Source organism: Kitasatospora kazusensis, assembly GCF_039529945.1.
GTDB classification, from domain to species: domain Bacteria; phylum Actinomycetota; class Actinomycetes; order Streptomycetales; family Streptomycetaceae; genus Kitasatospora; species Kitasatospora kazusensis.
Genome location: NZ_BAAANT010000043.1, coordinates 28,868 through 50,572 on the forward strand (window position 1 = coordinate 28,868; position 21,705 = coordinate 50,572).

Consider the following 21,705-nt stretch of genomic DNA (forward strand, 5'->3'; position numbering starts at 1 on the left):
GTCATATCGGGTGAACGGCGAAGATGAGTGCCAGTGTTCCCAACGAATTCGCGACAGTAATGAGAGTGTCGTAAGAATTGCGACCGGTGTGACGGACCGGAGTCGCCGCGTCACGGCGCCTGCGGGCTTGCGCCGGTGGCGGAGCGTCACGAACGGGGTCCCTCCGGCGAGCCCGCAGGCTGCCCCGCGCGTACCGGTGCGGCCGGCGGCGCGGGTGCCCGGCGGCACCTGTGCCCCGGCCGGCGCCGGGTCCGCTGACGGGCAGTCGGCCCGGATCGGGCCCGAATCTTGATGGTGGACGGTCAAAGATGCGGGCATGGTACGGGGCCGGCGCGCTGCGGTCAGCAGCGCCGGCCCCTCTCTGCCTGGTGTTCGAGTGCGAGGAGGGTGTCAGCCCTGGTTGATGCAGGTGTTGCCGAACGCCGGGTTGAGCAGGGAGATCACGCCGATGCTGTTGCCGCAGACGTTGACCGGGATGTGGATCGGGATCTGGATCACGTTGCCGGACAGGACGCCCGGCGAGCCGAAGGCGATGCCGTTCGCGTCGGCGGAGGCGCTGGCCGCACCGGCCGTCCCGAGCACGAGCGCACCAGCGGCCCCGGCGAGCACAAGAGCCCTGCGGATGTCCTTCATGGTCTTCTCCATTCCTGAGGGGATGGTGCATAGTCATGACGACGAGGTCACCGCTGCCCGCGAAAGGCGGCGGCGACCCCGGAGTCAGTCTTGGCGCTCGCGGCACGACGCGCTCGCCGGGCGCACCGTGGGTTCACCCACCCGGGCGGCCTTCCGGCCCCGGGGCTCGGCCATCGGTGGGACGGCCGAGGAGGGTCGCCGACGCCCGACAGGACTGGCCGGGACAGCCGCAGTAGCCTGAAAAACGTTCGTTCGTCCGTCCTGCGTTGTCGTCCGAGTGAGAGAGCGGGGGTGGGCGTGGTGTCCCGTCCGTCCGGCAGTCCTGTACCGGCCGCGCCGTCGGTGACCGGTTCCGGTGCGGGGGAGAAGGGCCTCAAGGGTGGTGCACTGGGCCTGTTCTCCTCGGTGGCGATCGGGCTGGCCTCCACCGCCCCCGCCTACAGCCTGGCGGCGACGCTCGGTCTGATCGTCGCGGGGGTGGGGCTCCAGGCGCCGATCATCACCATCCTGGCGTTCATCCCGATGCTGCTGATCGCGTACGCCTACAAGGAGCTGAACGCGTCCGACCCGGACTGCGGCACCACCTTCACCTGGGCCGCGCGGGCGTTCGGCCCGCGTACCGGGTGGATGGGCGGCTGGGGCATCATCGTCGCCGACATCATCGTGATGGCGAACCTGGCCCAGATCGCCGGTATCTACGGCTTCCGGCTGATCGGCCTGGAGTCGCTGGCCGGCAACAAGGTGTGGACCACCCTCGCGGGGGTGGTCTGGATCATCGTGATGACGCTGATCTGCTACATCGGCATCGAGATCTCGGCCGCCCTGCAGCGCTGGCTGCTCTGCGTGGAGATCGCCGTCCTGGTGCTGTTCTCGGTGACCGCCCTGGTCAAGACGTACTGGAGCAACCCGCCGCCGACGGCCGTCCACATCTCGGCCTCCTGGTTCAATCCGTTCAACGTCCCGTCGGCGAGCGCGCTGACGGCGGGCATCCTGGCCGCCGTCTTCATCTACTGGGGCTGGGACACGGCGGTCTCGGTCAACGAGGAGACCGCCGACAGCGCCCGCACCCCGGGCCGGGCGGCGGTGATCTCCACGGTGCTGCTGCTGATCATCTACGCCCTGGTGGCCACCTCGGCGCAGGCCTTCGCCGGCGTCGGCACGGACGGCATCGGGCTGGCCAACCCCGACAACTCGGGGGACGTGCTCTCCGGGCTGGGCAACGCGGTCTTCGGCAGCACGGGCCTGGGCTGGTTCCTCACCAAGCTGCTGATCTTCATGGTGCTGACCTCCTCGGCCGCCTCCACCCAGACCACCATCCTGCCCACCGCACGGACCTCGTTCTCGATGGCCACCCACCGGGCGCTGCCCGAACAGTTCGGCCGGGTGCACCCGAAGTTCCTCACCCCGACCTGGTCCACGGTCGGCATGGGCATCGCGTCCATCGCCTTCTACGTCCTGCTGACGGCGATCAGCGGCAACGTGCTGGCCGACTCGATCGCCTCGGTCGGCCTCGGCATCGCGTTCTACTACGGCCTGACCGGCTTCGCCTGCGTCTGGTACTACCGCCGGGTGCTCACCCGCAGCACCCGCGACTTCGTCTTCAAGGGGCTGGCCCCGGGCCTCGGCGGCCTCAGCCTGCTCTACTTCTTCTGCTACGGCGCCTTCGACGTCTACGCCAAGCCCGACTTCGGGGCCACCTCGATCGACCTGCCGGTGTTCGGCCAGACCGGCGGCGTCACCGTCATCGGCCTCGGCGCGCTGGTGCTGGGCGCGGTGCTGATGCTGATCCAGTGGGCGGTACAGGGCTCCTGGTTCCGCAACCCGGACGTACCGGTGAGCGCCGCCGACCCGGCCGACGCACCCTAGGGAGGCCGGTCCGATGCGCGTACTGCTGGTGGGTGCCGGAGGTGTCGGTACGGCGATCACCAGGATCGCCGCCCGTCGCCCGTTCTTCGAACACTTCGTGGCCGCCGACCACCAACTCGCGCGCGCCGAGGCCGCGGTGGCGGCCACCGGGGACGCCCGCTTCCACGCGGCCCGGGTGGACGCCGCCGACCAGGGCGCCGTCACCGCGTTGCTCGCGGAGCACCGGTGCGACGTGCTGCTCAACGCCACCGACCCGCGCTTCGTCCTGCCGCTCTTCGGCGCGGCGCTGGCGGGCGGCGCGACCTACCTCGACATGGCGATGTCGCTCTCGCATCCGCACCCCGAGCGGCCCTACCAGGAGTGCGGGGTCAAGCTCGGCGACGCCCAGTTCGAGCGCGCGGGGGAGTGGGAGCGGGCCGGGCTGCCGGCCCTGTGCGGCATCGGCGTCGAACCCGGGCTCTCCGACGTCTTCGCGCGCTACGCCGCCGACGAACTGTTCGACGAGATCGAGGAGATCGGCGTCCGGGACGGCGCCGACCTGACCGTCGACGGCTACGAGTTCGCGCCCTCGTTCTCGATCTGGACCACCATCGAGGAGTGCCTCAACCCGCCGGTGCTCTACGACCGCGACCGCGGCTGGTACACCACCGCGCCGTTCAGCGAACCCGAGGTGTTCGACTTCCCCGAGGGGATCGGCCCGGTGGAGTGCGTGAACGTCGAGCACGAGGAGGTGCTGCTCGTCCCGCGCTGGGTGGACGCCCGGCGGGTCAGCTTCAAGTACGGGCTCGGCCAGGAGTTCATCGACGTGCTGCGGACCCTGCACAAGCTGGGCCTGGACCGCACCGACCCGGTCACCGTCGGCTCGTCCGCCGGACCCGCCGCGGTCTCCCCGCGCGACGTGGTCGCCGCCTGCCTGCCCGACCCGGCGGGCCTGGGGGACCGGATGCACGGAAAGACCTGCGCGGGCACCTGGGTGCGCGGGACGAAGGACGGCGCACCACGCGAGGTCTACCTCTACCACGTGGTCGACAACGACTGGTCGATGCGCGAGTACGGCTCCCAGGCGGTGGTCTGGCAGACCGCCATCAACCCGGTGATCGCGCTCGAACTGCTCGCCGCCGGCACCTGGTCGGGGGCCGGGGTGCTCGGCCCCGAGGCGTTCCCGCCGGTGCCCTTCCTCGACCTGGTCGGGGCGTACGGGCCGCCGTGGCAACTGCGCGAGGGCGGCTGACCCGGCGGCTCCGCCGCTGCCGGGCGCCGACGCCGGGCCACCCGCCGCCCTCGGCCGCTGGAGCACCCTGTCCGACAGGTGTGTCGAATCGGCACACGTCCCACCGGAGCCCCCTCACACCTATCTGCCCGCCGGGGTAGTCTCGGAGCGACAGCGGACGGGTGTGGAGGGTGGCCGCGGATGGGTGTACGTCCTGGACAGGTGGGGCAGGCCGAGGACTTGGCGCTGACACTGGCCGCCCAGAACGGCGATGTGACCGCGCTGGGTGTGCTGCTGGAACGCCACCGCGGCGGGATGCGCGCGGTCGCGCTCAGCCTGCTGGGCCCCGGCCCCGACGTGGACGACGTCATGCAGGACGCGGCGCTCGTCGCCCTGCGCCGCATCGGCGACCTCCGGGACCCACAGGCCGTGGGCCCCTGGTTGCGCATGGTGGTGCGCAACGGCTGCCGGACGCTGCTGCGCGCCTCCCGGCGCTGCGATCCGGTCGAGCAGGTGCCACTGCCCCCGGACACCGCCACACCCGAGCGGATCCTCGAAGGGCACGCGCTGCGCGGCTGGATCTGGGAGGCCGTCGAGGAACTGTCGCCCGCGCTGCGCCTGCCGGTGGTCCTGCGCTACTTCTCCACCGGCGTCACCTCGTACCAGCAGATAGCGGAGGTCTGCGCGATTCCGGTCGGCACCGTCCGCAGCCGGCTGAGCCAGGCCCGGACGGCGCTCGCCACCGCGCTGGCCCGGACGGCCGCCGGGGCGTACGAGGACGTCGAGCGCCGGGTGCGCGCCGGCTGGCAGGAGGCGCACCACACGCTCGCCAGCGCGGAGCGGGGCGAGTTCCACCGGGTGGTCCGGGAGCGCTACGCACCCGGGTTCACTCTCCTGAGCGCCGGGGAGCGGCTGGGCGGGATCCCGGTCGTGCTGGCCGGCATGGAGACCGACCTGTGCGCGGGGGTGCGGCAGCGGCCGCAGAACATCGTGGCCGGCCGTTCGCTGATGGTCTGGGAGATGGAGTTGGTCAACCCCGCCGACGATCCGGACCACTGCCCGCCGGGCGTCGCCTGGATCATGACTCTGGAGCACGGCCGTGTCCAGCGGCTGTCGCTCCACCACGCGCCGCGCCCGCGGGCGGCGCCCGAAGGGGCCGTCTCCGCCTCCTGAGCCGAGGCCGCCGATGTGAGCCGGATCACGGGTGGAGAACCGAACTCCCGGGCTCGGACCGCGTCCTGTCGCTGTCAAGGACACCGACAGACCCGACGGAGACCCTCGTGGACAACCTCAGCACCCCTGCCCCCCCGGCCCGGCGACGCCTCCCGCTCCGCGGGCGGCCCGCTCTCCCCCGGGACCCACACCATCGAGATCGGCGGCATCGCCCAGCGCTACCACGTGTACGGCAGCGGCCCGGTCTGCCTCGCCCACCCCGGGGGGCCCGGCATCGGCTGGGAGTACCTGCGGATGCCCGCGCTGGAGCAGCAGTTGACGATGGTCTACCTGGAACCCGTCGGCACCGGCGGGTCCGGACGGCTGCCGTCGCACCCCCACGGCTACACCAGGGAGCGGTACAGCCGCTTCGTGGAACTGGTGACCGGCCGGCTCGGCGTCCCCGAGGTGTACCTGCTGGGGCACTCGCACGGCGCCTTCGTGGCCGCCCACCACGCCCTGCACCGTCCGCAGCGGCTGGCGGGCGTGATCCTGTACGAAGGCGCACCGGTCACCGGAGCCGAGCACGGGGAGGAAGCGGGCCGCCGGGCGGCGGAGTTCGCGGCGAAGCACGCGGGGGAGCCCGGGCTGGCCGAGGTGCTCGCGGCTTTCGGGGCGATGGCGGCCATCGCGGACGACGAGGACACGCTGGCCGTCGCCAAGGGCGTCCTGCCGGCGTACTTCGCCGACTACTGGGGCGACGAGGAGCGGCTCGCCCCGGTGCGGGACGCGGTCCGGGCGACCTACATCTCCGGACTGGACGAGGACCTCAGGCCGGAGGTGATCGACGACCGGGCCGCGCTCAAGGACCTGCGGGTGCCCGCGCTGGTGATCGTGGGGCGCCATGACGTGATCTGCGGGCCACGGTGGAGCGAGGAACTGCACGCGCTCATCCCCGACTCCCGGCTGGTGGTCCTGGAGGACAGCGGCCACCTGGGCCACATCGAGGAGCCCGAGCTCTTCAACGCGGCGGTGACGGACTTCGTACGCGGGACCGGCCCGGTGTGACGGGCCGGCGGGCGTCCTGGGAGGTGCGGCGGCGGCTCGGAGAGGGGCCGTCGCCGGCCGGCTCCGGTGACGCAGTTCGACCGACGGTCGGATGACCTGTGCCGTCCGGTGCCCGGCGTGGGCCACAGTCGTCACAACGACCTCGCTTCACGGAAGGGAAACCGTCATGAACGGCGAACACCCCGCGCTCCGGGTCCGCCGGACGGCGACGCAGGACCTACCCGCACTCACCCTGGACGTCGAAAGGGTGCTGGACGGGCCGGCAGCCGCGTCCGGCTCGTTGCTTTTCGCCCCGTCACCGGTCAGTATGGTGACGTGCATCATGCCTTTCCCTGTGGGACCCTGCCGCTGGACTTCGTCGGCACGCTGCGCGCACGGCGCAACGCCGAGCCGACGGAGAAGCTCGCCTCCCCGGGCCTGCTCGACTCCTGGTTCGTCGAGTCCGGGATGCTGGACACGGCTCCGGGCGCCGACGAGACCGATCTCGACATCGCCCTGGAGCTGCGCGAGGCCGTCTACGCGCTGGTGACGGACCGTCTTGCGGGCAGGCCGCTGGAGCCCCGCCCGGTCGCCGTGCTGAACAGGCAGGCGGCGGGGCTGCCCGTGACCCTGCGACTGGGGCCCGGTGGCACGACCCGCACCGGCTCGGCCGCCCAGGCGCTGGCGTCGCTGGCCCGTGAGGCGGCCGGGATCCTGGGAGGCGACGAGGCGGACCTGCTGCGCGAGTGCGCCCGCCCGGAATGCACCCAGGTCTACCTGGACCGGTCACGCGGCCACCGGCGCGAGTGGTGCGCGATGACCACCTGCGGCAACCGGGTCAAGGCCGCGGCCTACCGGGCGCGCCGGCACGGCGACACGGGCTGACGGCGGGCGCCGCCGAGGACGGGCCGACTGCTCAGGCCCCGCCCTGATCGGCCCTCAGCAAGGTGTACATGACCGAGCGCTCCTGCTTGTGGCGGCGGACCTGAGCCTTGGCGACGAGCGATTCGAGGGTGTTCCGCACGACCTGTGGAGTGGGCTCCCGGTCCGGGTGCCGCTCCAGCAGTTCCTCGCGCAGCTCCTTGGCCGGGCGTGGTTCGCTGTGAGCGGCCAGCAGCTCCAGCAGGATGTCACCCAGCAGCACGGCCTGCTTCGGCTTGCCCTTCACTGCGGCCTTCGCCTTCGAGCCCGGCCCACCGCCACGGCCCGACGGCCCGGCCGGACCCTGCGCGGAGTCCGTACGCGGCCCCCTCCGGGCCGGCACCGGCTCGGCCTGGGGCTGCTCCGGCAGCGGGGAGGAGTCCTCCGAGGCCTCGTACCGCTCGGCGAGACTCAGGATGTCCAGCAGAAGGGCCTCCTCCTGCCGCAACACCTTGATCTTCCCTGCCAGCTCCTGCTGGCGACGGCGGTTCTCCTCCAGATCCGACGCGGCCTGCACCACGTACCGCGATCGGAGCGAGGCGGCTGACTCGCTGATCACAACCGTTCACTCCCTAGGTATGGATCACTCTGTGCATGTGTGGTGATGACGGCAGTCATCCTGGCACAGGCGCCCTTCCCGGGCACCCGTGGACCAGGATGCCGGTTTGAGGTGTCGGGGTACCTTCTGATGATAGACATAGAGATACGTATGTCATATGTGCACGCGGAACCGGGCTGGTTCACAGGACCGTGGCCGCAGTCCGCCCGGCCGGCCGCCCGCCCGGGAAAGGGAACCCGCGGGACCTGTCTGCGGGGTCAGGCGGCTGTGGCGTTGACGGTGACCGGGATGTTGTCACGGGTGGCCTTGGAGTGCGTATCCGAGTGCGATACGTATCACAGAAGGCGGCCCGCCGCACACGTGTCCGTCAGTCGCAGGCCCGGGGGCGGGCGGCGCAGTCACCGGTGACAGGCCGTCAAGTGACTGATGTCCGGCCGCTGCGCACGAGCCAGAGTGTGACACAGAACGTTCGCTGCCCTGGAGGGCTGACCCCACGGGGATCGGAACACCTATTCCACGGCCGGCACACACCTACTTCTGGGACAGGAAGCGATGCGACGATTTCTGACAGGCCTTGCGGCCGCGCTGCCGCTGACGGCGGCGGTGTACCTGCCGTCCGGTGCCTCGGCCTCCACCGCCGGCCTCGCGCTCACCTCGGCCGGCTGTTCGGCCGTACAGGTGCAGGCACCGGCCGGGACCGTGATCGAGTCCGTCACCGCGGCGAGCGAGGCCGGCGGCACCGTCCAGGGGACCGGGGTGGTGGGCGGCACCGTCGCCGACGTGCCGCCGTACTGCAACGTGACGCTCACCGTCACCCACCCCGGTGCCGGCGATCATGCGAAGGTGCAGGTCTGGCTGCCGGTGAGCGGTTGGAACGGCCGCTTCCAGGCGGTCGGCGGCGCCGCCTACTCCGCGGGTGACAACGGGGTCGGGCTCGGCACGGCGGTCAGGAGCGGCTACGCCGCGGCGACCACCGACGCCGGGATCGGTGACGCGCTCGACACCAGCTGGGCGCTGGACGGCAAGGGCCGGGTGAACACGGCGCTGCTGGAGAACTTCGCCTCCCGGTCCCAGCACGAGACCGCGATCATCGGCAAGGAGGTGGTGACCGCGTTCTACGGCCAAGCGGCGTCCTACTCCTACTTCAAGGGCTGCTCGACCGGTGGCCGGGAGGGCTACATGGAGGCCCAGCGCTACCCGGACGACTACAACGGCATCCTCGCCGACGCGCCCGCCGTCAACTGGGACCAGTTCGAGGTGGCGACGCTGTGGCCGCAGGTGGTGATGCACGAGGAGAAGACGTACCCCACCTCCTGCGAGTTCAACGCCTTCAACCAGGCCGCCCTCAAGGCCTGCGACGGGCTCGACGGCGTCACGGACGGTCTGATCTCCAACCCTGACGCCTGCGGCTACGACCCCGCCCGACTGGTCGGCACCGAGCTGCTCTGCGACGGCAAGCAGGTCACCGTCACAGCGGCCGACGCCGCCGTGGTGCGGAAGATCTGGGACGGTCCGCGCAGCGCCTCGGGCAAGCGGCTGTGGTACGGCCTGCCGGTCGGCGCCGACTTCTCCTCCCTGGCCGCGACGAAGCCCTCGCCCGACGGCACCCTCACGGGGAGTCCGTTCGTCGTGCCGGCCGCCTGGGTCTCCTCGTTCGTGCTCAAGCAGCCCTCCTTCGACACCTCGACGCTGACCTACAGCCAGTTCACCAAGGTGTTCCAGCAGGCCCGGACCGAGTACGACAGGATCATCGGAACCGACAACCCGAACCTGACGGCGTTCAGGAAGGCCGGCGGCAAGCTGCTGACCTGGCAGGGCGACGCCGATCAACTCATCCCGACCCAAGGCACCGTGGACTACCGCCGGCGGGTCGACCGGATGATGGGCGGCACGCAGCGGGTCGACGACTTCTACCGCCTCTTCCTCGCCCCTGGTACCGCCCACTGCGGCCTCGACGGCGGCAGGAGCGACGACCTGGCGGCCCTGGCCGCCTGGGTCGAGCACGGCAAGGCCCCGCAGACGCTCACCGCCACCCTCACCACCGCGACGGGCCGGACGGTCACCCGCGACCTGTGCCGCTACCCGTTGGTCTCCCGCTACTCGGGCCACGGCGACCCGGCAGCGGCGGCAAGCTTCCGCTGCGTCCCGGCCGACCGTCGCTGACCCGACGGAATCCACCCGGCCCCCTGGGGCCTGACCACGTCCCGGCTCGCGCCCCTCGGCGCGAGCCGGGACGTTCGGCGTCGGCGTCGGCGTCGGCGTCGCGGCGGCAGGCCGGAGCCGGCCCAAGGCGGTCTCCCGGCACTCGCGCGACCGAGGTCCTAAGGACGGAGCGGCGCGGCGGGTCGATCAGTCGCTCACCCTCGCCGGTGCGCGGCCTGCGGGGGATCCGTCACATGACGGTCGGAAGCGCGCGGTGCGGGCGGGACGCCCTTGGGTCACGCAGGCTCCCCGACGGGTCTGGCCCCACGGGCTGTTGGCGGTCCCCGTCCGGTCGGACAGCCGGGACGTCGCGGACGGCGGCCGGGCCGGGGGCCGCTGCACGGTGCCATGCGGTGCCTCGCGGCGCCTGCGGTGCGCCGGTACCGCGCGGGTGCTGCGGCGTGCCGCCGCGAACTCGGTCACGGCTCACCGTCAACTGACAGATGTGGCCGTTCCCGCCACGGCCGAGAGTGAGTGCCGTCAACCCCACGGCACTCGACATCAGCGAGCGTCAGCGAACGACGGAGGACCATCATGAACAGGCGCAGCTTCACCAAGGTCGTCGGACTGGGTGTCGGCGCGACCGCCGTCGGCCTGCCTGCGGCGGCGACCGCCGCGACCGCCCCCACCGCGCGGCGGGCCGGTGGGCCGGCGCCCACCGTGCCGACGATCACCCCGGGGACGCACACGGAGTTCAGCGGGCTGAAGCAGGTACGCGCCGGGGTGCTGGACATCGGGTACGCCGAGGTCGGTCCGGCGCACGGTCCCGCGGTGATCTGCCTGCACGGCTGGCCGTACGACATCCACAGCTTCGTCGACGTGGCCCCGCTGCTGGCCGAGCAGGGCTACCGGGTCATCGTCCCCTACCTGCGGGGGCACGGCACCACCCGCTTCCGGTCCGCCCGCACCGTCCGCAACGCCCAGCAGTCCGCGATCGCCCTCGACATCATCGCGCTGATGGACGCCCTGGAGATCGACAAGGCGGTTCTGGCCGGTTTCGACTGGGGTTCGCGCACCGCCGACATCATCGCGGCCCTGTGGCCCGAGCGGGTCAGGGCGCTGGTGTCGGTCAGCGGATACCTCGTCACCAACGTCGAGGCGCAGGCGAAGCCCCTGGCCCCGGCGGCCGAGCACACCTGGTGGTACCAGTTCTACTTCGCCACCGAACGCGGCCGCCTGGCGATGGAGAGCCCGATCGACCGCCCGGCCCTGTGCCGGCTGGTCTGGGAGACCGTCTCGCCCGGCTGGGACTTCGACGACGCCACGTTCGCGCGCACCGCGGCGGCGTTCGAGAACCCCGACTACCCGGCCATCGTCATCCACAACTACCGCTGGCGCCTGGGGCTCGCCGCCGGGGAGCGCCACTACGACTCCGTCGAACGCAAGCTCGCGGCCCGCCCCAGGATCACCGTGCCCACCGTCACGCTGGACCCCGCGCTGGACCCCTTCACCGCTCCCGGCGACGGCAGCGCCTACCGCTCCTTCTTCACCGGCCCCTATGTCCACCGCACCCTGAGCGGCATCGGCCACAACCTCCCCCAGGAGGCCCCCAGCGCCTTCGCCCAGGCCGTCGTCGACGCCGACCACCTCTGAACCCGGGCCGCCCGGCGGTCCACACGTGTGTCGAGCCTCGTCGGGCCCCGGCGCGTTCGTCACCACATTGACAGGTTACGGGAACCTGCGACATGTTCGTCACCGGTCAGAGCAGTTACCAGGAAGGACAAAGCATGGCAGTCATACGCATCCACCTCGTCTCCACCCTCAGTCCGAAGGAGGTGCTGGGTGTGCTCACCGACTTCGGCCCGACGCGCCCCCAGGCCTGGCCCGCGATCGACGCCGAGCACTTCACGGTGCACGAGCTCGGTGACACCTGGGCCGAGGTGACCGAGGGCACCGCCGCGGCATGGGAGCGCACGCGCTACCAGTGGGACCCGGCGGGCAGAGAGGTCACCGTCACCACACTCGACTCCAAGCTCTTCGGGGCCGGTGGAGGCTGGGTCTTCACGATGACCCCCGAGGGGGAGGGCACCCGCGTGGACGTCCGACTCACCCGCGAGCCCGCCACCTTCAAGGGCAAGGTGCTGGCTTCGCTGCTGCCCCTGATCGCCCCCTCCTCGCTGCGCAAGTCGTTCGCCGGCCCGTTGAAGGCCAAGATCTGATCCCGGGCGGGGTCCGGCCGCCCCGGCCGCCGGGCTCCGCCCGGCCCCGCAATCCCCCGGGAAGGATCCCGCCCCCCGTACGCGGCGAGAGCGGGGGCGTCCGGTACCGGTGGAGTGTCTGTACCCGGTCACATGCAGTCATCCGACTGATCCCGCGCGGGGCCGCCGGCCCGATGCTGGGACGGTCGCCGCCCGCCGGCGCGTCGTCGTCAGGTTCGGAGGGCCAGCTGTGATCCGTACGCCCGTCGTGTTCATCCACGGAGCGTGGCTGCACGCGCTGTCCTGGGAGCCGTGGGAAGAGCGCTTCGCCGGCCACGGCTATCTCACCTGCGCCCCGGGGTGGCCGGGCGAAGCGGCCACCGCGCGGGAGGCGCGGGCGCGTCCGGGCGCGTCGGCCGGCCCGGGACTGGACGAGCTGACCGACCACTACGCCAAGCTCGTGGCCTCCTTCGAGGTCTCGCCGGTGATCGTCGGGCACTCGGTCGGGGGGCTGGTCGCCCAGCACCTCCTCGGAGCCGACCTGGGGCGGGCGGCGGTCGCCATCGCACCGGCGCCCATCAACGACACCGCGCCGCAGCCCGGATGCGAGCCCGCCGGTGGACGGGCGGACGCGCCCGTGCTGCTCTCCGTCCGGCGCTTCTGCGAGGTCTTCGCCAACACCGTCGCCGGCGAGGAGGCCGAGCGGCTCTACGACAGGTATGCCGTCCCCGTCCCGCGCCGGCTGCTCGACGACCTCGGCTGCGGCGGAGCCCCGCGGCCGCCGAGCGCCCTGGTGGACACCGGCAACACGGGGCGGGGCCCGCTGCTGCTGGTCTCGGGGCAGGAGGACCTGCTGGTGCCCGACCGGCTGACCCGCAGCGCCTACAAGGAGTACGGCGACTCCACGGCGCAGACGGACCTCAAACAGTTCGCCGACCGGGGGCACTCGCTGGTCGTGGACAGCGGCTGGCGGTCCGTTGCCGACCACGTGCTCGACTGGCTGGACCGGTGCGGTGTCCGTGCCTAGCCGCTGCCCTCCGGACGGGAGTCGCTCAGCGCCTCTCCCAGCGCGTCGCGCAGTGCCGCGCGGGTGGTGATGCCGAGCTTGGGGAAGACCCGGTACAGGTGCGAGCTGACCGTGCGCGGGGACAGGTGCATCCGCTCGCCGATCTCCTTGTTGGTCAGGCCGCTCGCGGCGAGGCCGGCGATCCGCTGCTCCTGCCAGGTCAGGCCCGCCGCGGAGGAGGGACGGGTGGACATCCCGGAGGCCCGCAGTTCGGCCCGCGCCCGGTCGGCCCAGGCGGTGGCACCGAGTCGTTCGAAGGACTCGGCCGCTCGCGTCAGTGCCTGCCGGGCGGCCCTCGGCCCCTGCGACTGGCGGGCCCGTACGCCGCGGGCCAGCCGGATGCGGGCCAGCTCGAAGGGGAAGCCGACGCCTTGGGCGAGCGACTCGACCCGTTCGTCCATGGCGTTCGCCTCCTCGTCGTGCTCGGCGGTCATCGCCAGCGCCCCGTAGGTGACCAGGGCCAGCCGCGGCGAGATGCCGGGCAGGCCGGCCTCCTGCGCGGCCAGGGCGTGGCGGCGGGCCTGGTCCGCGCGACCGCTGTGCAGAGCGGCCTCGACCAGGTCGAGCAATGTCCGGGAGGCCTGGTGCGCACAGGGCGCGAACGTGCCCGGTGCGGTGACGGCGACCGCGTGCAGGTAGGCGGCCTCGTAGTCGCCCTCGTGCAGCGCCGCGACGGTTCCGGCGGCGTCGGCGATCTGGGTCAGGAAGCCCACACCCCGGGGTCGGGCCCAGGAGTCCACCGCGGCCCGCAGCTCCCGGGCCCGCTCGGTCTGCCCGCGCATCGCCGCGAGCTGGGCGAGGTAGGCGCGGCTGTGGTGCGCGAACAGCGTGTGGCCGTGCTCCACCGCGAGCTCCAGGCCGCGCACGCCTGTGCGCTCGGCTTCGTCCCACTCACCGACGGCCATCTGGTCGAGCATGATCAGATGCAGCATGGTCATGGCGGTCGAGGTGGCACCGGTCTCCACCTCGCGGTCCACCGTGCGCTGGAGATGCGGACGGTGGGGCCCCAGGACGTCGAGGTGGTGGGCGGACACGCTCAGGCGGACCGCGTCCCAGGGGTCGAGCTGCGGGAGGTCGGCGAACGCGCGCTCCAGCCGGTCCCGGGCGCCCGCTCCGTGGCGCACCACGTCGCTCCAGGTGTCGCGGTAGATCAGGGAGCGCGCCGGTACGCGGTCCCCGAGGGCGTCGAGGACCTCGCGGGTCCGCTGCCAGCAGTCGGCGTCGCCGGCGTACTGGGAGATGGCCAGCAGGAGGTTCACCAACCGGACCTCGACCTCCCCCGTACTGCGCCGGTGGTCCTCCCGCAGCGTTTCGAGCGCCGCCACGACCTGCCGGTGGGAGGAACGGACCTCGCCGTCCCGGTACAGCGCCGCGTAGGCGGAGGCCACCACCGCGGCGGCGGAGTCACCCGCGCCCTGAGCGGTGTCGGAACTCACGAGCAGCTGCGCCTGGTCCAGGAGGGCCGCCTGGCCGGCGATGAAGGCGGCGTCGCCCAGGCGCCGGGACCGTCCCTCGCGGTTCTCGCTGAGCTCCGCCGCACGGGTCAGCCAGGCCACGGCGGCCAGCGCGCCGCCGCGCCGGGTCGCGGACTCGGCCGCCTTCTCCAGCTCGGCCGCCACCTGTTCGTCGGGGTCGACGGTCGAGGCCGCCAGATGCGTGGCACGCCGCTCGGGATCGTCCCGGTGCAGGCGGGCCAGGACGGCGTGCGCGTCGCGCCGTTCGTTGGGGGTGGCCATCTGGACGACCGTCGAACGCACCAGCGGATGCCGGAAGACGAACCCGCCGCTCATCCGGTCGAGGTCCAACAGGCCGCAGGAGGCCGCCTCGTCGGCGTCGAACATCTGGTAGCGGGTGCCGCGGGCGGTGCTCGCCGCCCGCCCCGAGGCCGTGCCGTCCAGGGCACCGCGCAGCAGTTCCGCCCGGACCGTGGTGCCCAGGGCCTTGATGCGAGTTCCGTACACGTATTCGAGCCGGCGGGGGAGCGGCACGCTGGGCGCGCCGAGCAGGTCCTTGACCCGGTGGGCGGACCTGCTGCTCAGGAAGGGCGGCAGTTCGAGCAGGGCCAGCGGATTGCCCTGGGCTTCGTCCAGGACGATGCGGCGGACCACGGGGTGGAGCCGGGGGTGGTGCAGGTCGAGCAGTTCCTCCGAGTCGTGCTCCGACAGGGTCGTGACGTGGAGCTCCGGCAGCGCTGCCGTGTCGAAGAGCGACGGGACGTCCGAGCGCAGGCCGACGAGGAGCTTGACCGGGCCGCCCGTGAGCCGTCGTGCCGCGAAGCCGCACACCTCGGCGCTGGCGGCGTCGAACCACTGGCCGTCGTCGAGCACCAGCAGCAGCGGCCGCTGCGCCGACGCCAGGGACAGCAGGTCGAGGAGCGCGATGGCGAGGGTCATCACCGAAGGCGGCGGCCCCTCGTTGCGGCCGAACACGACGTCAAAAACCCTGCGGTGGGAGGCATCGAGCCGGTCGAGGTGCGGGAGCAGCGGATGCAGGAACTGATGCAGGCCGGCGAAGGGGAACGCCGACTCGGCCTCCACGCCCACCGCGCGGACGACCTGGTGGTCCTCCCGCACCGCAAGGTCCGCGGCGTGGTCCAGCAGGGCGCTCTTGCCCACGCCGGTGTCACCCCTGAGGACGAGCGACCTTCCGCCCGCGGCCGTCGTGAAGGACGACAGCAACTCCCGCTCCCGGCGCCGGCCCACCAATGACCCGACCAGCGAATCCATGTCCCCCACTCCCTCGACCGATCCCTCGGATCTCGCACCATCCATGCGGATCACCGGCCGTGTCATCAGAACCGACCGGCCGTTCCGGCAGCGGACACCGTCGGGGACTCCTCTCCCCGTGCGGCAGCCGTCCGGACGGCCTGGGTGAGCATACGTGTGTCTCTGGCGCCGCGCACATGCCGCCTTTGTGCGCCCGCCACACGTGCCCGGACCCTTGGCGGTGGAGCCAGCGGCGTTTTGCGAGGATCACCGTGGTGCGGCGGCCTGGTGCAGATGCTGGCTCAAGTCCCCGACGAGGGTGATGCGGACCCGGCGCTGCGTGAAGCGCCACCGGCCGTCATGCCGTTCGAAGCGGTCGTGGTACCGGCCGCCGGCGATGGGCTGCAGCGGCAGGCCGGGCAGCGCCTGGAACACGGTGACGTACGAGCGCGAGACCGCCGTACCCGACTGTTCGTCGACCTCGACGGCGAGATTGGTGGTGACGTGCTGGGTCCGCGGCGTGCCGTCGGCGTAGAGGATCACGGTGTCGCGGAACACCCGCTCGATCGCCTCCCCGCCGCTGGCCGGTTCGCCGCTGCCCGTGAAGGTCGCGTGCTCCAGCAGGGCGCCGAGGCCCGCGAAATCGCCGTCGTCCACGAGTTCGGCGTAGCGGGCGATCAGGTTCTCGATGGCCCGGTGGCTCGGCTGCGGACCGGCGGGTGCGTCGGCGGTGGTGGACATGGCTGCTCCCAGTGGGACGGGTGATCTCCGGTGTGCGGCCCCCGGCGGAGCAGGTCGGTGCCTTCGGCCAGGGCACCCCGATCCTCCGGACGCCCGCTGGGCGGGTGCTGCTCACGCCAACATACATGTGAATTGGGCATCTGGCACACGTGTGACGTCTTGGGGGGCTCCTCCTCTCGTGCGGGAGTGCCGGGAGGCGGGTCGGTCCCGTGGTCTCGATGTCGCCGTCCCTGTTGATCAGGAGGAACGCCGAGGCCGCCGCCGCGTGCAGCGAACCCCGACCGGGCGCGCCGGCCGGGACGGCCGCGGGGCTCACGGCCGTCCCGGGCCGGCTGAACCCTGGCGGGCAGGCGGAAGTGGAACCTGACTTCCTGTGAGTTCGCTGTCAATTCCTGGGAGAATCCTGTCCACTTTCCGCCATTGTCGTGCTCTGCTCATGACATGTACAGCCCGGGGCCTCTACGGTGAGCAGCGCTCCGGCCGACATCGCGTCAACCGGGGCGAACCCCCACTCTTTCGCTCTCCGTACCGGGCCGCCCCCACACGCGGCGCGCTACGGCAGGCCGGCCGCCCCCAGCAGCCGGCGACCCCCACAAGGAGCTCATCGATGCGTTCCCGCATAGCGATCGGCATCGCCGGTACCCTGGCGCTGTCGTCCTGCCTGGCCCTGGCCGGTACCGCCGGCGCGGCGACCCCCGACGCGCGGCCGGCCGGGCACCACACGCACCACAAGCACTTCGCCACCGGCCTCGACCTGGCCGCGCTCAAGGCCCACCAGCACGCGCTGCGCCCCGCCGCGGCCACCGCCCGGGACCTCAGCGCGATCGCGCCGTTCGCCCGCTCCGGCGCGGCGCCGGCCAGCGCGGACCTGACCCAGTACGCGCTCTCCCCGGGCGACCAGGGCCAGGTCGGATCCTGCGTCACCTGGGCCACCGGCTACACCGGCTACGGCGTCCTGATGAACGAGCAGGGCCTCAGCGGCGCGCCGATGGCCCCGATGTACATCTACTCGCAGATCGCCCAGGGCAACGACCAGGGCACCTACGCGAGCGTCGCCCTGCCGATGGAGCAGCAGCAGGGCATCGACACGCAGTCCGACTACTGGCAGGGCACCACCGACTACACCACCCAGCCGGACTCCAACGAGACCGCGAACGCGGCCAACTACCGGCTCTCGGGCTTCGTCGCACTGCCCACCAGCGGCAGCGCGGCGCGCAGCGCGATCGAGGACGCGATCTCCCAGGGCGAGCCGGTGCCGATCGGCTTCTCGGTCCAGCAGAGCTTCATGGACCTCAACTCCCAGACCGCGTCCGACTACAGCTACATGCCCGGCGACACCGGCAGCGACCCGGTGGTCGGCGGCCACGAGATCACCATCGTGGCCTACAACGACCAGGGTGTGACGATCGAGAACAGCTGGGGCACCGACAGCTGGGGCAACGGCGGCTTCGCCAACCTCCCGTGGAGCTTCTTCGACGCGGGCGTGGTCGACGAGGCCCACGCGATGGGCAAGCTCGCCTGACGCACCGGCAGGAACACCGCAGGGCCTGTCCCACCGTGCGAGCGGCGGGGCAGGCCCTGCGGTGTTCCTGGGCCGATGTTCGAGGTCGAGGGGGGAGCCGGCCCTCCGGAACGGTCGCACGCACGCGTCCGGGCTCGTCCGGGCTCGTCCGGGAACGCCCGGGAACGCCCGGAGCTCTGGCTGGACGGCCCCGTGGACCGCAGCCTGCCTGTCGGGGCCGCAACGGCGAGCCCCGGTCGGACGGTCAGGAGACAGCGCTTCATGCTCAAGCTCCGAGCCTTCCGACGTGTCATGGCAATCGCGAGCCCACCGCGACGGTCGTTGCGCGCTGTTGCGCGCCAATCGATCGCTCGTCAACTCGAAGGAACTCCATGAGACTCAAGGCCATGGCGGCCGCCACCCTGGCAGCCGCGTCCCTCGTCCTCGGAATCGCCGGCCCCTCGACCGCGGCGACCCACCCGGCCCCGGCCGGCCACGCCGCCACCAAGGCGCCCAAGGGGGCGCCGACGGCGATCCTCCCCGGCCACTGGACCACCGAGGCCCCCCGGCTCCCGCAGGGCTGCGGCTGGCTCTACATCGGCTCGCCCGGCAACTACGGCACCCCCGACGGGTACGCCGGGCAGGTGGAGCAGATGTACAACTCCTGCAACGGTGACGTCTACGCGCACTGGCAGTGGGACTCGGGCTTCATGGCCCGGTTCCCGGACCGCCAGCTCAACCTGGCCGTGGGCTCGCCCTACTACAACGGCGGCCAGGCGTTCTGGACCGGCGACGTCCCGGCCTCCAACGGCCAGGACGAGTGGTTCGAGTTCTCCGACGGCTCCAGCGTCCCGCACGGCTGGGCGAACCCGGACGCCTGGCGCGTGGGCGCGGAACTGGACGACTCCACCTGCGTCGCGTGGGGCACCCTGCACTGGTACGGCGGCCAGGACTGGTCCGGCCCGGTCGGCGGCTGCGGCGACAAGATCACCCCGTCGTGATCCCCGGCCGCCTCCCTGACGGGGCCGGCGGCTGAGCCTCCCCCTGATCGGGCGCTCTCTCCCGAGCCCGGCGGCCTGGCCTGCGAGGTACCGCAGCAGAGCAACGTGCAGGGCGGCACCGTTGCGGCTGAGTCCTGGGTCGCAGGTGGGGGCCTGGTGAACGACGCAACGGGACTTCCCGGCGGATCGACCTGCGCCGAGCAGGAAGACCACGGGGAGTCCCGTTGCAGGAGAAGTACGCGCAACCCAGCCGCCGGTAGCCTGTCCGCGTGGCTGAGACCTGGGACGAACAGCAGCTGGTGGCGGACGGTTTCGAGCGCGTTCACGTCGAGTCGGCCTGGTACGACGGCCCCCGCGAGGGGATCGCCGATGTGGACGGAGTCCCGCACTACTTTCGCAACCACGACTTCGACCCCTCCGACGCCGATGACGAGTACGTGGTGTGGCCCGCGGGGGCTGCTGCTGTCGCACTGGAGCGGGAGCAGTGGGCGATCTTCGTCAGGTGGTACCTGCGCGACGAAGCAGGAACCGCCGCGCCGGACACGCATCCCGGACAGGGCGGGGTCGACGCCCGCTACGACGACCTGACCTCGCTGCTCGCGCCGCACCGTGAGGCGCCGGACGACGCGCGGCGAGTTGTGGGCGAACTCCGCTACGACGCCGGCGCTCGCTATCGCGTCGAGGGGGTCGCCTACTGGTTCCGGTGGCGTCCGAGCAGGTGAGGGCGCCGTTGAGCATCGGATGTTGTATGGACGCCCAATGACCACTCGGCGGTCGCGGGCGCCGGTGTGGCAGCTGCCCGCCGGCGAGCGGGAGACGCCAGCAGGACGTTGCACTTCCGCTGGGGCAGCAGATGTCGTAGCGGGGGCACATGGCGATGTTCCGGGTCGCGACAGTCGGCGCTGAGCAGGCTGTGCGACCTGGGCTTCAGCCGGGTCGGCAGCCGTGTCGTGGTGCCCGCATTCGGATCCGTCCAGCTGGTACCGATGAAGAGGACGCCGGGAGTCGAATGGCTCACAACGCACACCCGCGTTCTACTCCGTCGGCTCGCGCCAGGCGGCGACGAGATTGTGGAAGCGCGAGAAACGGGTGCCCGGAACAGTCTCGCCAGTGACCGTCTCGCCGTTGAGCGAGCAGATGTCGAAGATACCGGTCTCGGTGTCGAGCAGGCAGCACACGCCACCGGCTGCGGCGGTGAGGTCGGTGAACACCTTCCTGACGCTCGCGGACTGCTCGAACATCCGGCTCATGTCCGAGCTGGCCGCTGTGAACTGCAGCGACGCGAAGTCCGGGTGCCATGCGGGCTTGAAGCAGACCGTCAAGTAGATGTACCCGACCGGCACTTGTCCCGACTCGTCGATCCTGTCGGAATCGCGCAGAAAGAACTCGCGCATCGCGTCGTCGACGCCGATCACGATCGAGGTGTCCAGTTCGAGCGTGCCGCCTGCCGACCGGTCGACCGGTTCGCTCTTGAACTTCGAGGTGAACGGCACGATCAACTGCTCTCCGCCCGGCAGGGTGACCCGAAGCGGCGGCGTGTCGTGGCCTTGAGGTGCGAGCTCGGCCAGCCGGGTCAGTGCTTTCGCAACATTCTGAGGGGGCATGAAGATCTCGTAGCTGTAGTCCAGCCCCATACCGCCCCGCCTCCCCTGTCCTGAACCGGCATCCTTTCACGGCATGGACCGGTCGCCCAGCTGATTCCGGGGCGGCTGGCTGTACCCGGGCGCGGTCGGCAGCGGGACGCCAACGTTGGTTCGTCTCCTCTTCGGTGACGCCGGCAACGGCAACCTGTTCGGCCTCGTCCCTCACACTGGACGCCCTGGGACGTGTAGGCGGCCCGAACCACCGCCTTGAGCGGAGGCCTGCGAATTCACACGACAGGTGCGAGCCGACTCGGCGATCATTGGCCGATGACCATGGGACCGGACCTTCTCAGTCTGAGCATCGTGTGCCCACCGCCCGACGAGGGCGGCGTGGAGGTCCGCCCGATCGTCAATGGCCGGGATCTTCTGGCGGAGGTGGTCCCCGGTGGCGTGGGAGGCTCCCGGTACCTGGGAGTGGGCCCCCGGTATCTGTTGGGCCGCGCCGGGCCGTTGCATACAACGGCGACGCCCCACGAGGTTCGTCTCGCTTGGTCCGGGTGCGGCGTGGAGGAGTGCTGTGGCGCCCTGTACATGACGGTCAGGCACGACGGGGATCATGTTGTCTGGGCGGGCTGGCGCGACCCGGCCAATCAGGACTTCGACCTGCCGGAGCTTCGGTTCACCACAGGTCAGTACGAGGCCGAGGTCCTGCGAGTCGGAAGGGACCGCAGTTGGGAGTTGCCGGCAGGAGCGGTTGCGCGCTTGCTTGAGGCGGGGCTGAGGCGACGTGGGGACTGGCTCGCTCGGTGGGAGTGCGAGTTGGAGGACGTCTGGGCCTCCCGCAAGGAACCCGATCGAATCCACGTCGTCCTGAGGCATCCCCCTCACCGGGCCGATTCAGATCTGCCCTGGCTCCAGTTCGGGATGACTCTCCCGATCTCCGAGGACGCCCCGTCGGAACAGGCTGAGCGCCTTGAGGCGCGGCTGACCGCAGGCGATCCCCGTGCCACCGCCGAGGTCTGGGGAGGTTCGCATGACGCCGGGCAACTGGGCTACCCATGGCCGCCGGTCGACCCGCAGTTCATCTGACGCCGGAGTGAGAGGATCGGCATTCCTTTGCCGTTGGGCATCCGGTGGCAACCTCCACCCCACGGGGAAGCGTGACCATGCGGGGGCATTGCCTGACGATGATCATGTAGGTCGTGGGAAGGTGTGACCGCTGACAGCAGCCATTGCCGAGTTGTCACTGCCTCCGGGGACGGCTAACGATCAATGTCGACGTGAGCTTGTTGTTTAACCTCGCAGGTCACTCGACCTGCTGATCTGCGGTTCTTCCGGGGACAGCACAGGCGGCCGTTCTCCACGCTTCGAGATGTCGAG

At 71.6% G+C, this 21,705-nt stretch carries 18 protein-coding genes; 13 read left to right on the plus strand and 5 right to left on the minus strand.

The window, feature by feature from the left end; translation table 11 throughout:
• Nucleotides 1-390 precede the first annotated feature (390 nt).
• The gene (locus ABD330_RS26875) at nucleotides 391-645 is read right to left on the minus strand and encodes a chaplin (RefSeq protein ID WP_425555646.1); all 255 of its coding nucleotides are present in this window, start codon (nucleotides 643-645) and stop codon (nucleotides 391-393) included.
• Nucleotides 646-933: 288 nt separating this feature from the next.
• Here ABD330_RS26875 and ABD330_RS26880 point away from each other — a divergent pair, with 288 nt between their 5' ends.
• The 5 genes from ABD330_RS26880 to ABD330_RS26900 all read left to right on the plus strand — a co-directional run bounded on the left by ABD330_RS26880 (nucleotide 934) and on the right by ABD330_RS26900 (nucleotide 6,793).
• Entirely contained in the window at nucleotides 934-2,499 is a 1,566-nt protein-coding gene (locus ABD330_RS26880; RefSeq protein ID WP_344468594.1) for an APC family permease, read from the plus strand.
• 13 nt (nucleotides 2,500-2,512) lie between these two features.
• The gene (locus ABD330_RS26885) at nucleotides 2,513-3,730 is read left to right on the plus strand and encodes a saccharopine dehydrogenase family protein (protein ID WP_344468595.1); all 1,218 of its coding nucleotides are present in this window, start codon (nucleotides 2,513-2,515) and stop codon (nucleotides 3,728-3,730) included.
• A gap of 180 nt (nucleotides 3,731-3,910) precedes the next feature.
• Nucleotides 3,911-4,882 carry an RNA polymerase sigma factor gene (locus tag ABD330_RS26890; RefSeq protein ID WP_344468596.1) on the plus strand — a complete coding sequence of 324 codons (972 nt, stop codon included), beginning with the start codon at nucleotides 3,911-3,913 and terminating at the stop codon, nucleotides 4,880-4,882.
• Nucleotides 4,883-5,107: 225 nt separating this feature from the next.
• Nucleotides 5,108-5,929 (plus strand): alpha/beta fold hydrolase, encoded by an 822-nt coding sequence (locus ABD330_RS26895; RefSeq protein ID WP_344468597.1) that lies wholly within the window; start codon nucleotides 5,108-5,110, stop codon nucleotides 5,927-5,929.
• Between the two features lie 315 nt (nucleotides 5,930-6,244).
• Entirely contained in the window at nucleotides 6,245-6,793 is a 549-nt protein-coding gene (locus ABD330_RS26900) for a CGNR zinc finger domain-containing protein (protein ID WP_344468598.1), read from the plus strand.
• A 31-nt stretch (nucleotides 6,794-6,824) separates the two neighbouring features.
• Here ABD330_RS26900 and ABD330_RS26905 read toward each other — a convergent pair whose 3' ends face one another.
• Nucleotides 6,825-7,388, minus strand: a complete 564-nt coding sequence (locus tag ABD330_RS26905) for a hypothetical protein (RefSeq protein WP_344468599.1) — start codon at nucleotides 7,386-7,388, stop codon at nucleotides 6,825-6,827.
• Nucleotides 7,389-7,940: 552 nt separating this feature from the next.
• Here ABD330_RS26905 and ABD330_RS26910 point away from each other — a divergent pair.
• The 4 genes from ABD330_RS26910 to ABD330_RS26925 all read left to right on the plus strand — a co-directional run bounded on the left by ABD330_RS26910 (nucleotide 7,941) and on the right by ABD330_RS26925 (nucleotide 12,755).
• Complete coding sequence (locus ABD330_RS26910) at nucleotides 7,941-9,551, plus strand: tannase/feruloyl esterase family alpha/beta hydrolase (protein WP_344468600.1); 1,611 nt, start codon at nucleotides 7,941-7,943, stop codon at nucleotides 9,549-9,551.
• Between the two features lie 570 nt (nucleotides 9,552-10,121).
• Nucleotides 10,122-11,183 (plus strand): alpha/beta fold hydrolase, encoded by a 1,062-nt coding sequence (locus ABD330_RS26915; protein WP_344468611.1) that lies wholly within the window; start codon nucleotides 10,122-10,124, stop codon nucleotides 11,181-11,183.
• A 134-nt stretch (nucleotides 11,184-11,317) separates the two neighbouring features.
• Complete coding sequence (locus ABD330_RS26920; protein ID WP_344468601.1) at nucleotides 11,318-11,749, plus strand: SRPBCC family protein; 432 nt, start codon at nucleotides 11,318-11,320, stop codon at nucleotides 11,747-11,749.
• A gap of 229 nt (nucleotides 11,750-11,978) precedes the next feature.
• Nucleotides 11,979-12,755, plus strand: a complete 777-nt coding sequence (locus tag ABD330_RS26925) for an alpha/beta hydrolase (protein WP_344468602.1) — start codon at nucleotides 11,979-11,981, stop codon at nucleotides 12,753-12,755.
• Here the strand turns inward: ABD330_RS26925 and ABD330_RS26930 are convergent.
• Nucleotides 12,752-15,520, minus strand: coding sequence for a helix-turn-helix transcriptional regulator (locus ABD330_RS26930; protein ID WP_344468603.1), 2,769 nt, complete (start codon nucleotides 15,518-15,520; stop codon nucleotides 12,752-12,754). The genes ABD330_RS26925 and ABD330_RS26930 overlap by 4 nt on opposite strands.
• Nucleotides 15,521-15,766: 246 nt before the next feature.
• The gene (locus ABD330_RS26935) at nucleotides 15,767-16,240 is read right to left on the minus strand and encodes a nuclear transport factor 2 family protein (protein ID WP_344468604.1); all 474 of its coding nucleotides are present in this window, start codon (nucleotides 16,238-16,240) and stop codon (nucleotides 15,767-15,769) included.
• A 607-nt stretch (nucleotides 16,241-16,847) separates the two neighbouring features.
• Here ABD330_RS26935 and ABD330_RS26940 point away from each other — a divergent pair.
• The 3 genes from ABD330_RS26940 (at nucleotide 16,848) to ABD330_RS26950 (ending at nucleotide 19,464) form a co-directional block, all read left to right on the plus strand.
• The gene (locus ABD330_RS26940) at nucleotides 16,848-17,762 is read left to right on the plus strand and encodes a C1 family peptidase (protein WP_344468605.1); all 915 of its coding nucleotides are present in this window, start codon (nucleotides 16,848-16,850) and stop codon (nucleotides 17,760-17,762) included.
• A 371-nt stretch (nucleotides 17,763-18,133) separates the two neighbouring features.
• Nucleotides 18,134-18,742, plus strand: a complete 609-nt coding sequence (locus tag ABD330_RS26945; protein WP_344468606.1) for a hypothetical protein — start codon at nucleotides 18,134-18,136, stop codon at nucleotides 18,740-18,742.
• 269 nt (nucleotides 18,743-19,011) lie between these two features.
• Nucleotides 19,012-19,464: a hypothetical protein gene (locus ABD330_RS26950; protein WP_344468607.1), complete on the plus strand. Its 453-nt coding sequence runs from the start codon at nucleotides 19,012-19,014 to the stop codon at nucleotides 19,462-19,464.
• 312 nt (nucleotides 19,465-19,776) lie between these two features.
• Here ABD330_RS26950 and ABD330_RS26955 read toward each other — a convergent pair whose 3' ends face one another.
• On the minus strand, nucleotides 19,777-20,376 hold the full coding sequence (locus tag ABD330_RS26955; RefSeq protein WP_344468608.1) for a hypothetical protein: 600 nt from the start codon (nucleotides 20,374-20,376) through the stop codon (nucleotides 19,777-19,779).
• 276 nt (nucleotides 20,377-20,652) lie between these two features.
• Here ABD330_RS26955 and ABD330_RS26960 point away from each other — a divergent pair, with 276 nt between their 5' ends.
• On the plus strand, nucleotides 20,653-21,414 hold the full coding sequence (locus ABD330_RS26960) for a hypothetical protein (protein WP_344468609.1): 762 nt from the start codon (nucleotides 20,653-20,655) through the stop codon (nucleotides 21,412-21,414).
• The last annotated feature ends 291 nt before the right edge of the window (nucleotides 21,415-21,705 follow it).

Coding starts and splice junctions, on each gene's coding strand:
- ABD330_RS26890 (WP_344468596.1), top strand. CDS start 3,911: ATGGGTGTACGTCCTGGACAGGTGGGGCAGGCCGAGGACTTGGCGCTG.
- ABD330_RS26960 (WP_344468609.1), top strand. CDS start 20,653: ATGACCATGGGACCGGACCTTCTCAGTCTGAGCATCGTGTGCCCACCG.
- ABD330_RS26945 (WP_344468606.1), top strand. CDS start 18,134: ATGAGACTCAAGGCCATGGCGGCCGCCACCCTGGCAGCCGCGTCCCTC.
- ABD330_RS26875 (WP_425555646.1), bottom strand. CDS start 645: ATGGAGAAGACCATGAAGGACATCCGCAGGGCTCTTGTGCTCGCCGGG.
- ABD330_RS26935 (WP_344468604.1), bottom strand. CDS start 16,240: ATGTCCACCACCGCCGACGCACCCGCCGGTCCGCAGCCGAGCCACCGG.
- ABD330_RS26955 (WP_344468608.1), bottom strand. CDS start 20,376: ATGGGGCTGGACTACAGCTACGAGATCTTCATGCCCCCTCAGAATGTT.
- ABD330_RS26930 (WP_344468603.1), bottom strand. CDS start 15,520: ATGGATTCGCTGGTCGGGTCATTGGTGGGCCGGCGCCGGGAGCGGGAG.
- ABD330_RS26910 (WP_344468600.1), top strand. CDS start 7,941: ATGCGACGATTTCTGACAGGCCTTGCGGCCGCGCTGCCGCTGACGGCG.
- ABD330_RS26920 (WP_344468601.1), top strand. CDS start 11,318: ATGGCAGTCATACGCATCCACCTCGTCTCCACCCTCAGTCCGAAGGAG.
- ABD330_RS26885 (WP_344468595.1), top strand. CDS start 2,513: ATGCGCGTACTGCTGGTGGGTGCCGGAGGTGTCGGTACGGCGATCACC.
- ABD330_RS26940 (WP_344468605.1), top strand. CDS start 16,848: ATGCGTTCCCGCATAGCGATCGGCATCGCCGGTACCCTGGCGCTGTCG.